Source organism: Cellulomonas sp., from assembly GCF_017744555.1.
Classification (GTDB): domain Bacteria; phylum Actinomycetota; class Actinomycetes; order Actinomycetales; family Cellulomonadaceae; genus Cellulomonas.
In genome coordinates this window covers 1-13625 of sequence record NZ_JAGIBD010000037.1, presented here as the reverse complement: position 1 = coordinate 13625, position 13625 = coordinate 1, and the positions used below count along the sequence as shown (strand labels likewise).

The 13625-nt window shown below is 73.1% G+C and carries 12 protein-coding genes, 2 tRNA genes and 1 pseudogene; 3 read left to right on the top strand and 12 right to left on the bottom strand.

What is annotated here, in order from left to right; genetic code table 11:
- Positions 1-29: 29 nt before the first annotated feature.
- Positions 30-533 carry a DUF3515 domain-containing protein gene (locus J7523_RS17600; protein ID WP_291889606.1) on the top strand — a complete coding sequence of 168 codons (504 nt, stop codon included), beginning with the start codon at positions 30-32 and terminating at the stop codon, positions 531-533.
- A 30-nt stretch (positions 534-563) separates the two neighbouring features.
- On the opposite strand, the gene J7523_RS17595 is transcribed toward J7523_RS17600, so the two are convergent.
- Positions 564-1721 (bottom strand): D-alanine--D-alanine ligase family protein, encoded by a 1158-nt coding sequence (locus J7523_RS17595; protein ID WP_291889604.1) that lies wholly within the window; start codon positions 1719-1721, stop codon positions 564-566.
- Positions 1722-1805: 84 nt separating this feature from the next.
- On the opposite strand from J7523_RS17595, the gene J7523_RS17590 reads away from it, so the two are divergent.
- Entirely contained in the window at positions 1806-2963 is a 1158-nt protein-coding gene (locus J7523_RS17590; protein ID WP_291889602.1) for a PLP-dependent aspartate aminotransferase family protein, read from the top strand.
- Between the two features lie 10 nt (positions 2964-2973).
- Here J7523_RS17590 and J7523_RS17585 read toward each other — a convergent pair whose 3' ends face one another.
- From J7523_RS17585 to leuC, 6 genes and pseudogenes are all read right to left on the bottom strand, one after another.
- Positions 2974-4002: an NAD(P)H-dependent glycerol-3-phosphate dehydrogenase gene (locus tag J7523_RS17585; RefSeq protein WP_291889650.1), complete on the bottom strand. Its 1029-nt coding sequence runs from the start codon at positions 4000-4002 to the stop codon at positions 2974-2976.
- A gap of 11 nt (positions 4003-4013) precedes the next feature.
- Positions 4014-4775 carry a lysophospholipid acyltransferase family protein gene (locus tag J7523_RS17580; RefSeq protein ID WP_291889600.1) on the bottom strand — a complete coding sequence of 254 codons (762 nt, stop codon included), beginning with the start codon at positions 4773-4775 and terminating at the stop codon, positions 4014-4016.
- A 21-nt stretch (positions 4776-4796) separates the two neighbouring features.
- Positions 4797-6113, bottom strand: a complete 1317-nt coding sequence (gene murA / locus J7523_RS17575) for a UDP-N-acetylglucosamine 1-carboxyvinyltransferase (protein WP_291889598.1) — start codon at positions 6111-6113, stop codon at positions 4797-4799.
- Between the two features lie 422 nt (positions 6114-6535).
- Positions 6536-6802 (bottom strand): annotated as a pseudogene (locus J7523_RS20635) (HU family DNA-binding protein); the annotation flags it as partial.
- Between the two features lie 134 nt (positions 6803-6936).
- Positions 6937-7593, bottom strand: a complete 657-nt coding sequence (leuD, locus tag J7523_RS17565; RefSeq protein ID WP_291889593.1) for a 3-isopropylmalate dehydratase small subunit — start codon at positions 7591-7593, stop codon at positions 6937-6939.
- 20 nt (positions 7594-7613) lie between these two features.
- Positions 7614-9068 carry a 3-isopropylmalate dehydratase large subunit gene (gene leuC / locus J7523_RS17560; protein ID WP_291889590.1) on the bottom strand — a complete coding sequence of 485 codons (1455 nt, stop codon included), beginning with the start codon at positions 9066-9068 and terminating at the stop codon, positions 7614-7616.
- A 97-nt stretch (positions 9069-9165) separates the two neighbouring features.
- On the opposite strand from leuC, the gene J7523_RS17555 reads away from it, so the two are divergent.
- Positions 9166-9885, top strand: a complete 720-nt coding sequence (locus tag J7523_RS17555) for an IclR family transcriptional regulator (RefSeq protein ID WP_203749002.1) — start codon at positions 9166-9168, stop codon at positions 9883-9885.
- Between the two features lie 222 nt (positions 9886-10107).
- Here J7523_RS17555 and J7523_RS17550 read toward each other — a convergent pair.
- The 5 genes from J7523_RS17550 to J7523_RS17530 form a co-directional block, all read right to left on the bottom strand.
- Positions 10108-10180, bottom strand: a tRNA-Glu gene (locus J7523_RS17550).
- Positions 10181-10275: 95 nt separating this feature from the next.
- Positions 10276-10347 (bottom strand) — tRNA-Gln (locus tag J7523_RS17545).
- Positions 10348-10560: 213 nt separating this feature from the next.
- Positions 10561-11016, bottom strand: coding sequence for a hypothetical protein (locus tag J7523_RS17540; protein ID WP_291889584.1), 456 nt, complete (start codon positions 11014-11016; stop codon positions 10561-10563).
- Positions 11017-11147: 131 nt separating this feature from the next.
- Positions 11148-12542 (bottom strand): UDP-glucose/GDP-mannose dehydrogenase family protein, encoded by a 1395-nt coding sequence (locus J7523_RS17535; RefSeq protein ID WP_291889582.1) that lies wholly within the window; start codon positions 12540-12542, stop codon positions 11148-11150.
- Positions 12542-13625: glycosyl hydrolase (locus J7523_RS17530; protein WP_291889579.1), on the bottom strand; the 1084-nt coding region annotated here is incomplete at its 5' end. The genes J7523_RS17535 and J7523_RS17530, both read right to left, overlap by 1 nt.

Genomic DNA, 13625 nt, shown 5'->3' with positions numbered 1-13625 from the left:
AGGCCTCGCGGGCCGCGTTACGGTGACGTGTGCCTGAGACGAGCTCCCGCCCGACCCGCCGCGCGCTCGTCGGCGCCGCCGCGACCGCGACGCTGCTCGGCGGGTGCACGAGCGCGGTCCCCGTCTCCGTCGCGCCGCACGCCACGGACCCCGTGTGCGCGAGCGTCGTGCTCGCGACGCCCGACTCCCTCGGCGACGACCTGCCCCGACGGGACACCACGAGCCAGGCGACGACGGCGTGGGGCGACCCGGCGCACCCGGTCGTGCTGCGCTGCGGTGTCGAGCCGCTGGGCCCGACGACCGAGCACTGCGTCACCGTCGCGACGCCCGGCGGGGCCACCGTGGACTGGGTGGCGGTGGCGGACGACCCGGCGCACGAGGACACGAGCGCCTGGACGTTCACCACCTACGGCCGGGAGCCGGCCGTCGAGGTGCAGGTGCCGGCCGAGGTGGCACAGGAGCGGTCGACGGCGTTCATCGACGCTCTCGGCCCGGCCGTGGACCGCACGGAGAAGACGCGCGAGTGCCTGTGACGGCGTGACTGCCGTGCGGCAGACCGTCGCTCAGCGCAGCCCGGTGGGCCGGGCGAGGGCCAGCGCGATGAGCTCGTCGACGAGCTCCGGGTACGTCACACCGCTCGCCTGCCACATGCGCGGGTACATCGAGAACGGCGTGAACCCGGGCATCGTGTTGATCTCGTTGACGACGACGCGCCCCTCGGGCGTGACGAACACGTCCACGCGGGCGATGCCCTCGCACCCGACGGCCTCGAAGCTGCGGACCGCGACCTCCTGGACCTCCGCGACGACGTCCGGCGGCAGGTCGGCGGGGCACGCGAGCGTGACGCCGCCCTCGTCGAGGTACTTGGCCTCGAAGTCGTAGAACGCGTGCCGCGGGTCGGTCACGACGATCTCGCCAGGCAGCGACGCCCGCGGACGCTCGCCCGCCCGGCCGCCGAGCACGCCGCACTCGATCTCGCGGCCCTCGATCGCCGCCTCCACGACGACCTTCGGGTCGTGCGCGCGGGCGACCGCGACGGCCTGCTCGAGGTCGGCGAGGTCGTCGACCCGGGAGATGCCGAGGCTCGAACCGGCGCGGGCCGGCTTGACGAACAGCGGCAGGCCGAGCGCCTTGATGCGCGCGACGACGCCCTCGGGGTCGCGCTCGAGCTCACCGGGGCGGATCACCTCGAACGGGCCGACGGGCAGCCCGTGGCCGGCGAGCACGAGCTTCATCATGTGCTTGTCCATGCCGACCGCCGACGCGAGCACCCCGGCGCCGACGTAGCGGACGTCCGCGAGCTCGAGGAGCCCCTGCAGCGTGCCGTCCTCGCCGAACGGGCCGTGCAGCAACGGGAAGACGACGTCGACCTCGCCGACCGTCCGCGGCAGCAGCCCGCGCTCGAGGACCTGCACGTCGCGGTCGTCGGTCGCCTGCGGGAGCAGCACGTGCGCGGCGGTGTCCTCGACCTGCGGGAGCCGGCCGTCGGTGATCGCCCAGCGGTCCGGGTCGTCGTCGGCCAGCACCCAGCGCCCGGAGGGCGTGATGCCGACCGCGAGGACGTCGTACCGGTCGCGGTCGATCGCGCGGAGCACGCCGCCCGCCGTCGCGCAGCTGATCGCGTGCTCCCCCGACCTGCCGCCGAAGAGCACCATGACCCGCGGTCGGGCGGACCGGGCGGTGGCGGGGGCGGGCTGCTGGGGGTCGGGCGCGTCGTTCATCGCCGACGACCCTACCGGGCCCGGGCCGCGGTCCCGTCGTCGCGCGCCTCGGTCCCCCGGACGAGCGACGCGTACCCTGCACGCATGCCCGAGCACCACGCCCTCTCCCCCGCCACGAACGCCGTCGCCGCCGGCCGCCCGGACCGCGTGCAGGGCACGCCCGTGAACCCGGCGATCGTGCTGTCGTCGACGTACGTGTCGCAGGGCAAGGTGCCCACGGGCGAGCACTTCTACGCGCGGGCGGGCACCGAGACGTGGCACCCGTTCGAGCAGACCCTCGGCGTCCTCGAGGGATCGGCGCACCCCGCGGTGCTGTTCTCGTCCGGCATGGCGTCGATCGCGGCGGCCATGTCGCTCGTGCCACCCGGCGGTCATGTCGTGGTCCCGCGGCACGCGTACAACGTGACGATCGCGTACGCGCGCGACCTGGGCGTCCGCTCGGGGATCAGCCTGACGCTCGTCGACATCGCGGACACCGACGAGGTCGTGGCCGCCGTGCGCGGCACCGACCGGCCCGCGTCGATGCTCTGGGTCGAGACGCCGACCAACCCGATGCTCGAGGTCGCCGACCTGCCCGTGCTCGTCGAGGAGGCTCACGCCGTGGGCGCGCTCGTGGCGGCCGACAACACGTTCGCGACCCCGCTCGGCCAGCGGCCGCTGTCCTTCGGCGTGGACGTCGTCGTGCACTCGGTCACGAAGTACCTCGCGGGTCACTCCGACGTGGTGCTCGGCGCGGCCCTCGCGGACGACCCCGAGCTGTACGAGCGGCTGCGCGCCTACCGGACGCTGCACGGCGCCATCGCGGGACCGACGGAGGCGTGGCTCGCGCTGCGCGGCGTCCGGACGCTCGCGGTCCGCGTGGAGCGCTCGCAGGCCAACGCCGCCGAGCTCGCACGCCGGCTCGCCGAGCACCCGGCCGTCGCCGCGGTCTCACACCCGAGCCTGCCGGACGACCCCGGCCACGAGCGGGCGGCCCGCCTGATGGACGGCTTCGGGTCGATCATCGGTCTGCGGCCCGTCGGCGGTGTCGCGGCGGCCGACGCCGTCGTCGCGGCCCTCGAGCTGTGGATGCCCGCCACGAGCCTGGGCGGCGTCGAGTCGAGCCTCGAGCGGCGACGTCGGTTCCCGCTCGAGTCGGCGACCGTGCCGGAGGACCTGCTGCGGCTGTCCGTCGGTATCGAGGACGTCGAGGACCTGTGGGCGGACCTCGACCAGGCCCTGCGGTCGGTCGGAGCCGCCTGAACCGGACGGCTCAGGCGCCCTCGGCCTTGTGCGGCCGCGCGAGCAGCAGCGGTGCGAGCTGGTCCACGGGCAGCCCCTCGTGCAGCACGCGCACGACCGCGTGCGTGATCGGCATCTCGACCCCGAGCGACGTCGCGAGCTCGAGCACCGACCGGCACGACTTGACGCCCTCGGCGGTCCCCCCGGTGGCGGCGATCGCCTCGTCGAGCGACATGCCGCGGCCGATGTGGCCGCCGAGCGTGTGGTTGCGCGAGTCGGGCGACGCGCACGTCGCCATGAGGTCGCCCATCCCGGCGAGCCCGGGGAACGTGTCGGCGTCGGCGCCGAGCGCGAGCCCGAGCCGGGTGATCTCGACGAGCCCGCGCGTGATGACGGTCGCCATCGTGTTGTAGCCGAGGCCGCGCCCCTGCGAGATCCCGACCGCGAGGGCGATGACGTTCTTGACGGCGCCGCACAGCTCCACACCGACGACGTCGCGGTTCGTGTACGGACGGAAGTACGACGACGCGCACGCACGCGCGACGAGCTGGGACGTCGCGTCGCTCGTCGAGGCGATGACCGTGGCGGTGGGCTGGCGTCGGGCGATCTCGCGGGCCAGGTTCGGCCCCGACACGACCGCGACCCGGTCCTGCGGGATCGCGAGCGCCTCGGCGACGACCTCGCTCATCCGGCGGTCCGTCGACAGCTCGACGCCCTTCATGAGCGAGACGGCGACCGTCTGCGGCCCGATCGCGTCCTGCAGCGGCTCGAGCGTGCGCCGCGCGACCTGCGACGGGACGGCGACCGCCACGATGTCGGCCCCGGCGAGGGCCGCACGCACGTCGGTCGTCGCGGTGACGCCCGCAGGCAGCTCGATGCCCGGCAGGTACGCCTCGTTGCGGTGGTTCTCGGTGATCTGCCGGCACGTCTTCTCGTCACGGCCCCAGACCGTCACGTCGCAGCCCGCGTCGGCCATGACGGCGGCGAACGTCGTGCCCCAGCTCCCCGCACCGAGCACCGCTGCGCGCAACGTGTGACGGGACCCGTCCTCGGGCGGCATGACGTCCGCCGTCACAGCTCCGGCCTCGTCGCGGGGTCGCCACCCACGGGTTTCTCGCCGGCGGCCTTGGCCTTGCGCATGTCGTACCGGACAGCGGGTGCGCTCTCGCCGCGGATCTCCTCCAGCAGCGCGGTGATGGCGTCCATGACGCGGTCCGTCGCCTCACGCAGCGTCGCGGTGTCCTGCGGCCGGTCGTACAGGTCGTCGAGGTTGACGGGCGGGCCCGCGACGATCGTGACGAGCTTGCGCGGGAACGGCTTGAGCAGCTTCTTGTACCGGCCGAGCAGGTTCTGCGGGCCCCACTGCGCGATCGGGATGACGGGCGCCCGGGTCGCGAGGGCCAGCCGCGCGATGCCCGTCTTCCCCGTCATCGGCCACAGGTCGGGCTCGCGCGTCAGCGTGCCCTCCGGGAAGACCGCGACGCACTCACCCGCACCCACCGCGGCGACGGCGGCGTCGAGCGACTCACCGGCCGCCGACGTGTTGCGGTGCACCGGGATCTGCCCCGTCGCGTGCAGCACCCCGCGCACGACCGGGACCTTGAACAGCGATGCCTTGGCCAGGATCTTGGGTGCGTGGCCGTTGTCCCACAGGAAGTGCGCGAACGTCAGCGGGTCGATGTTCGTCATGTGGTTGCTCGCGGCGATGAAGCCACGATCCGTGGGCAGGTTCTCCGCGCCGCTCCACTGACGACGGGTCATGGCGCGCAGCGGCGGACGGAGGATGTGGGCGACCACGCGGTACGCGCGGTTGGAGCGAGCCGGTGGTTGCACGGGAGCCGATGCTACCGGGACTCAGTCGCGGCTGAACTCGGCGCCGAGCGCCTCGAGCTTCTCCGCGAAGCGCTCGTACCCACGGTCGATGAGGCTGATGCCGCGCACCGCCGACGTGCCCTTCGCCGTGAGCGCCGCGATGAGGTGGCTGAACCCGCCGCGCAGGTCCGGCACCTCGATGTCCGCGGCAGACAGGGGCGTCGGGCCGCTGATGACGGCCGAGTGGTAGAAGTTGCGCTGCCCGAACCGGCACGGCCGGCCGCCGAGGCACTCCTTGTAGACCTGGATCGTCGCGCCCATGCCCACGAGCGCGTCGACGAACCCGAACCGGTTCTCGTACACCGTCTCGTGCACGATCGACAGGCCCTTCGCCTGGGTCAGGGCGACCACGAGCGGCTGCTGCCAGTCCGTCATGAACCCGGGGTGCACGTCCGTCTCGAGCTGGATCGACCGCAGGTCGCCGCCCGGGTGGTAGAACCGGATGCCGTCGTCGTCCACGGCGAACTCGCCGCCCACCTTGCGGAACGTGTTGAGGAACGTCGTCATCTCGGGCTGCGTCGCGCCGCGCACGAACACGTCGCCGCCCGTCGCCAGCGCGGCCGACGCCCACGACGCCGCCTCGATCCGGTCCGCGAGCGCCGTGTGCTGGAAGCCCACGAGCCGGTCGACGCCCTCGATGCGGATCACGCGGTCGGTGTCGACCGAGATGATCGCGCCCATCTTCTGCAGGACGTTGATGAGATCCATGATCTCGGGCTCGATCGCGGCACCGGCGAGCTCGGTGATGCCCTCGGCGCGCACGGCCGTGAGCAGCAGCTGCTCGGTCGCGCCGACGCTCGGGTACGGCAGGGCGATCTTGGTGCCCTGCAGCCGCCGCGGCGCACGGATGTGGATGCCGTTGTCCTGCTTCTCCACGACCGCGCCGAACTGCCGCAGGATGTCGAGGTGGTAGTTGATGGGCCGGTCGCCGATGCGGCAGCCGCCGAGGTCGGGGATGAACGCCTCACCGAGCCGGTGCAGCAGCGGACCGCAGAACAGGATCGGGATGCGGCTCGACCCGGCGTGCGCGTCGATGTCCGCGACGTGCGCCGACTCGACGTCCGTCGGGTCCAGGTGCAGCACGCCCGCGTCGGCGTCCGCGTCGACCCGCACGCCGTGCAGCTCGAGCAGACCCGTCACCACGCCGACGTCGCGGATCTGGGGGACGTTGCGCAGCACGCTCGGCGTCTCGCCCAGCAGCGCGGCCACCATGGCCTTCGACACGAAGTTCTTGGCACCGCGGACGGTGATCTCCCCCGACAGGGGGTTGCCACCGTTGACGTACAGCAGGTCGCTCATGGACTCATCGTCTCCCACGCACAGGTGTGCTCCTGACCGCGGGCGGTCCGGCACGCCGTCGTCCCGCGAAACCTTCACATCTCCGGAAGGGCCGTCGTGCCCTACGTCTTGGCGCGCTTCTTGCCGGACTTCGCCGCCGAAGCGTCCTTGAGGTCCTTGCTCTTGACCTTGGCTTTGCCCTTCGCCTTCCCCTTGCCCTTGGCCTTGCGCTTGGCCTTCGCCTCGGCGTCCTTGGTCACCTTCGTGGACGCGGCCGCCCTGCTCGCCGCATCCTCGCCCGACGCGGCCGTCGCCTTCGTGCGGCCCTTGCCGGCCTTGCCCGCCGACCTCGTGACGACCGACGCGGCACCCGCCGGAGCCTCGCCGGTCGCCGCCGACCCGTGCTTGCCGCCCTCGGGATCGTCCCGGTCCTTGGCGGTGGCGACGGCGGCGCGCAACGCGGTGCCGGGCCGGAACCGGGCGACCGTCGTGGCCGCCACCTCGACCGCGGTCCCCGTCCTCGGGTTGCGGGCCGTGCGCGCGGACCGCTCCGCGGGCTCGAACGTGCCGAACCCCGTCAGCGTCACCCGCTCGCCCGCGGCGAGCGAGGCGGTGATCGCGTCGAGCACGGCGTCGACCGCGGCGGCCGCCTGCGCGCGCGTCGCGCCATCGGCGACCAGCCGGTCCACGATCTGCGCCTTGCCCGCCATGCGTGCCCTCTCCGGTTCCTGCGCCCGTGCGGACCCACCGTACTCACGCACCCCGTCGCGTGCGCGGACTTCCGCCTCCAAGGGACGCAGACGGGCAGGGCCCCGTCACCGGCGACCCTGCCCGTCCGACGACCTCAGCGGGAGGTGATCTCCACGTGCACCGGTCGCGCGGCCTTGATCTCGACCGGCGGGAGGTGCTTGGCCGGCAGCGTCCGCGGGCGCCACGGCTCACGGGTCTCCTCGAAGGAGGAGATCTCGTCGGCGTGCTGCAGCGTGAGGCCGATGTCGTCGAGCCCCTCGAGCAGGCGCCAGCGCGTGTAGTCGTCGACCTGGAACGGCACCACGACGTCGTCGCACGTGATCCTGCGCGCCTCGAGGTCCACCGTGATCTGGGTGCCGGGGCGGGTCTCGAGGATCTTCCAGATGAGCTCGATGTCCTCCTGCGACGCCTGCGCGGCGAGCAGGCCCTGCTTGCCCGAGTTGCCGCGGAAGATGTCGGCGAACCGCGCCGAGATCACGACCTTGAAGCCGTAGTCCTTGAGCGCCCAGACGGCGTGCTCGCGCGACGAGCCGGTGCCGAAGTCGGGGCCGGCGACGAGCACCGAGCCCGACGAGTACGCCTCCTGGTTGAGGACGAACGTCGGGTCACCGCGCCAGGCGGCGAACAGCGCGTCCTCGAACCCGGTGCGCGTCACGCGCTTGAGGTAGACGGCCGGGATGATCTGGTCGGTGTCGACGTTGCTGCGGCGCAGCGGGACGCCGACGCCGGTGTGCTGGGTGAACTTCTCCATCAGTCTTCTCGCTTCCTGGGTCAGACCGTCTGGAGGTCGGTGAGCGGGCTGCCGTCGGGGGCGACGACGTCGGGGCCGAGGTCGGCGACCGACGAGAGCGTCCCGCGGATGGCCGTCGCGGCGGCGACGAGCGGCGACACGAGGTGCGTGCGGCCGCCCTTGCCCTGCCGGCCCTCGAAGTTGCGGTTCGACGTGGACGCCGAGCGCTCCCCCGGCGCGAGCTGGTCGGGGTTCATGCCCAGGCACATCGAGCAGCCGGCGTTGCGCCACTCGGCACCGAAGTCGAGGAAGATCTTGTCGAGCCCCTCGGCCTCGGCCTGCAGCCGGACCCGCGCGGACGCGGGCACCACGAGCACGCGCACGTCGTCGGCCTTGTGCTTGCCCTGGACGAGCTTGGCGACCGAGCGCAGGTCCTCGATGCGGCCGTTGGTGCACGAGCCGATGAAGACCGTGTCGACCTTGATGTCGCGCAGCGGCTGACCGGGCGTGAGGCCCATGTACTCGATGGCGCGCTCGGCGGCGACGCGCTCGTTGGCGTCGGCGATCTCCTCGGGCACCGGCACGGAGCCCGACAGCGGCAGGCCCTGGCCGGGGTTGGTGCCCCACGTGACGAACGGCTCGAGGTCGGACGCCTCGAGCACGACCTCGACGTCGAACTGCGCGTCGTCGTCGGACCGGAGGGTCTTCCAGTACTCGACGGCGGCGTCCCAGTCGGCACCCTCGGGGGCGTGCGGACGGCCCTTCAGGTAGTCGAACGTGGTCTGGTCCGGCGCGATCATGCCGGCGCGCGCGCCGGCCTCGATCGACATGTTGCAGATCGTCATGCGGGCTTCCATCGACAACGCCCGGATGGCCTCGCCGCGGTACTCGAGCACGTAGCCCTGACCGCCGCCGGTGCCGATCTTGGCGATGATCGCCAGGATGATGTCCTTGCTGGTCGCACCGGACGGCAGCTCGCCGTTCACGGTGATCGCCATCGTCTTGAACGGCGCGAGCGGCAGCGTCTGGGTCGCGAGGACGTGCTCGACCTCGCTGGTGCCGATGCCGAAAGCGAGAGCGCCGAACGCGCCGTGGGTCGACGTGTGCGAGTCGCCGCAGACGACCGTCAGGCCCGGCTGCGTGAGGCCGAGCTGCGGACCGACCTGGTGGACGATGCCCTGGTCGGCGTCGCCGAGCGAGTGGATCCGGACGCCGAACTCCGCGGCGTTGCGGCGCAGCGTCTCGATCTGGGTGCGGCTCGTCGTGTCGGCGATCGGCCGGTCGATGTCGAGCGTGGGGGTGTTGTGGTCCTCGGTCGCGAGCGTGAGGTCCGGGCGGCGCACGGGGCGGCCCGCGATCCGCAGACCCTCGAACGCCTGCGGGCTCGTCACCTCGTGGACGAGGTGGAGGTCGATGTAGAGAAGGTCGGGGGCACCGTCCGTGCCACGGCGCACGACATGTGCGTCCCAGACCTTCTCCGCCAACGTGCCGGCCATGTTCTCGGTCCTGTTCTCCTAGTCCGGGAGGGGGTAGTTCCCGGGTTCGTCGGCCGACCTGCTTGCATCTCAGCCTGCGAGACGCCAATATCGACCTATGGACAACTCTAGCGGAGTCGGCGTCCTGGACAAGGCCGCGTCGGTTCTCAGTGCGCTCGAGGCCGGTCCGGCCACGCTCGCGCAGCTCGTCACCGCCACCCATCTTGCTCGCCCGACGGCCCATCGGCTGGCGGTCGCGCTCGAGCACCACCGTCTCGTCGCCCGCGACATGCAGGGCCGGTTCGTGCTCGGCCCCCGCCTGTCGGAGCTCGCGACCGCCGCCGGCGAGGACCGTCTCCTCGCCGCCGCCGGCCCCGTGCTCGCGGCGCTGCGCGACCACACCGGCGAGAGCGCGCAGCTCTACCGCCGCCAGGGTGACCTGCGCATCTGTGTGGCCGCGGCCGAGCGCCCGATCGGTCTGCGCGACTCCATCCCCGTGGGGGCGACACTGACCATGCAGGCGGGCTCCGCCGCGCAGATCCTGCTCGCCTGGGAGGAGCCCGACCGGCTCCACCGCGGCCTGCAGGGCGCCAAGTTCACGGCGACGATCCTGTCCGGCGTCCGTCGCCGGGGCTGGGCGCAGTCGGTGTCCGAGCGCGAGGTCGGCGTCGCCTCGGTGTCCGCGCCCGTGCGCGGTCCCTCCGGGCGGGTCGTGGCCGCCGTCTCGGTGTCCGGACCGCTCGAGCGGCTCTCCCGGCAGCCGGGCCGCCTGCACGCGTCGGCCGTCGTGTCCGCCGCGAACCGCCTCACCGAGGTCCTGCGCCGCACCGCGGACTGAGCCCGTCCCACCGTGCGGTCGCCGCCCGTCCGGGTGGCGGCCGCACGGTGCGTTCGTGCCCCCAGCCTCGGGGCTCCGGCTCGCCCGACCCGCGGTCCGGTCGCGCCGTGGTGCGCGCGGCCAGGTTCACGTCGCGGCCAGGTTCACGTCGCGGCCAGGTTCACGTGGACGCGAGCACGGACGACGAAGGCCCGGTCACCGTGGTGACCGGGCCTTCCTCTGTACCCCCGACCGGATTCGAACCGGCGCTACCGCCGTGAGAGGGCGGCGTGCTAGGCCGCTACACAACGGGGGCCTATCAGCCGCGAGACCCGTGGGCCTCGCTTACCGAGTGAACACTTTACCCGATGATCCGAGTGACTCGGACCGTGCAGGTCAGCGGTGCTCGCGCTGGGGTACCAGGACTCGAACCTAGACTAAGTGAACCAGAATCACTCGTGCTGCCAATTACACCATACCCCATGGGGGTATGACCTCCGGGTGCCGCCGGTCGCCCGGAAAGGGCGGACCGCCGTCCACCGGACGTCGTACCGGCGGTGAACATTACCCGAGCCCGGCGGCACCGGTCCAACTGACGCCCCCTCGACGAAGCCCGCGCGGTCCGTTCGTGACGAACGCCACGGAACGACGCCCGGTTCGCCCGCTCCTGCGGCGGCCGGTCGCGCGCGGAACGGCTCAGCGCGGGATGCCGCCGAGCTCGGTCGCGTCGTACCAGAGCAGATCGCGCTCGTCGAGCGCGTCGGACGCCGCCTCGTCCCCGGCCGCGGCGCGTGCGACGTCGTCCCGCGCCTCGGGCTCGTCCACGTGGGCGCACGCGATGTCGTCGCGAGAGACGGCCGTCAGCAGCTCGACCGCGCTCGGCGCAGCGTCCGCGTCGTCGACCGCGCCCACGGCCGTGTCGACGACGTCGACCGACACCACGAGGCGGAGCCGCGGAGCACCGGGACGGTCGGCGATCAGCGCGAGAGAGTCGTCCGCGGCCATGAGCTGGGCCGCGAACTCCAGGCCCTCGTCGTCCTCGTCGGGCAAGGCGGCACGCAGCGCGGCCGTCACGGCGTGGGCCCGGCGGGCGGGCAGCTCGCCGGCGGGGTCGTCGAGCTCGTCGAGCGTGGCAGGAAGGTAGAGGCGCACACGCCCAGTCTGCCCGGCTCCCCCGTCCGCGCCCGGGTGTGCGCGCGGACGCGCCGACCGCCCGCAGGCCGAGGGGCGTACGGGCGGTCGGCGACGGCCGGGTCAAGGGCGCTCGGCCGGCGTGCGGCGGCTCAGGCCGCGGTGCGGCCCAGGCCGGCGAACGACCAGCCGGCGTCGGTCCACCGACGCGCGTCCAGGCGCCCACGCGCGTCGATGACGTGCGGGCGACGCGTCAGGGACGCCAGGCGGGCAGGCTCGGCGTCGAGGAACTCGTCCCACTCGGTGAGCACGAGGACGACATCCGCACCCTCGACAGCCTCCTCGACGTCCGTCGCGTAGCCCAGCGTCGGGAAGCTCGCCCGTGCGGTGTCCCCCGCCTGCGGGTCGTACACCGTGACCTGCGCGCCGCGCAGGTGCAGCGCGGCCGCGACGTTGAGCGCCGGCGAGTCGCGCACGTCGTCCGTGTGCGGCTTGAACGCGGCGCCGAGCACGCCGACGCGGCGGTTGAGCACCGAGCCCTCGCACGCGTCGAGGGCGAGCTCGATCACGCGGGCGCGCTGGCCCATGTTGATCTCGTCGACCTGCTGCAGCAGCGACGACGCCTGGTGGGCGCCGAGCTCGTTGGCGCGGTGCATGAGCGCGCGGATGTCCTTCGGCAGGCAGCCGCCGCCGAACCCGAGGCCCGCGTCGAGGAACTGCCGCCCGATCCGGGTGTCGTGCCCGAGGGCGTCGGCGAGCACCGTGACGTCGGCGTCCGCCGCCTCGCACACCGACGCGATCGCGTTGATGAACGAGATCTTCGTCGCGAGGAACGCGTTGGCGCTCACCTTGACGAGCTCCGCGGTGGGCAGGTCGCACACCACGACCGGGCTGCCCTCGGCGATCGGGCCGGCGTACACGCGGCGCAGGAGCGCCTCGGACTCCGGCGTGGTCCCGCCCATGACGATGCGGTCGGGGTGCAGCGTGTCCTGCACGGCCTTGCCCTCGCGGAGGAACTCCGGGTTCCAGACGAGCTCGGTGCGGACGCCGGCGGGCTGCGTGCGGGCGACGAGCTCGCGCAGCCGGGCGCCCGTGCCGACCGGCACGGTCGACTTGCCGACGATCAGCGCGTCGTGCGTGAGGTTCTCCGCGATGGCGGTCGTGGCCGCCTCGACGAAACGCAGGTCGGCGGCGTGGCTCGTCTTCGTCTGCGGCGTGCCGACGCACACGAAGTGCACGTCGGCCCAGCCGACGGCCTCCGCGACGTCGGTCGTGAAGCGCAGCCGTCCCGACGCCAGCTGCTCCTCGAGCAGCTCGTCGAGCCCGGGCTCGAAGAACGGGACCTTGCCCGCCGCGAGCGCCGCGACCTTGTGCGGGTCGGTGTCGACACCGACGACCTCCATGCCGAGCTGGGCCATGGCGACGGCGTGCGTCGCGCCCAGGTAGCCCGTGCCGAGCACCGAGATGCGCGGGGTCGGGGCGTCGGGCGAGAACGGGGTGCGAGGGAAGAGCTCGGCGACGTCGAGGTCGCTCAGGTGGTCGGTCATCACGGCTCCTGCGGGGTGGGGAGGGAGGTGGGGGTGGTGGGGGCGGTCGTGGTGAACCCGGCCGCCGGGTCGTGCAGGCCGTCGACGAAGGCGGCGAGCGAGTCGTCGCGCGACTGGATGCGCCAGTCGTTGGTCACGCGCTCACCGGCGCTGATCGTCGTGACGGCGTGGTTGAACCAGGCGAAGCCGAGGATGTCGGCGTTCTCCGGCTCGGCGAGCGCGTCGAACAGGTCGGTGACCCACGCGGCCTTGTTCCCGCCGGTCTCCGACGCGCCGATCTCGGCGAGGAAGATCGGCCGGCTCGTCAGCGCGCGCAGCTGCTCGAGCGAGCGGCCGAACGTGTAGCCGAACGTCGGCGTCTGGTCCTCCTTGTAGGGCGGGCGGTAGTAGCCCGACAGGCCGACCCAGTCGACGTAGGCGTCACCCGGGTAGAGGCTGCGCAGGTAGTCGCCGTCCTGCTGCCAGCCCGGCATGGTGTTGACGATGTTCGGCGCCCACACCCACAGCACGTACCGGTTCGCGCCCTCGGCCTCGAACACGTCGTGCACGTGGCGCCACGACGCGACGTAGTCGCCCGGGCCGTTGCCGTTGTTCGGCTCACCCTTCGCGTTGCGCTCCGCCCACGGGTACCAGCTGCCGTTCATCTCGTGGTTCATGCGGATCGCCATCGGCAGGCCCGTGGCGACCACGTCGCGCGCGTACTGGTGGAGGTAGTCGTCGAACGAGCCGTCGATGATCCTCTTCAGCGAGTACGCCGGGTCCTCGGCCTGGTCGTTCGCGGCCTGCAGCGGGCGGGACTCCCAGGTGATCATCGGCATGACGCCGCGTTGCCAGGACCGGGTCACGGCGTCGGCGCGGAACGGGCCGTCCCAGCCCTGGAAGTACCCGGCGACGGTCGGCTGGGCGCCGACGCGGGCCGCGACGTCGTCGAACTCGGACCAGCTGAACGGCGACTGGGCGGTGTAGAGCCCGAACTGGCGCGTCGTCGGGGCCCTGAGCGCGGCGAGCGCGGGCGCGACGGGCGCGGCGCCGGTCACGGGGCCGGCCGCGCCCTGGCCCCTGCCTGCGAGGGCCGCCCGCGCG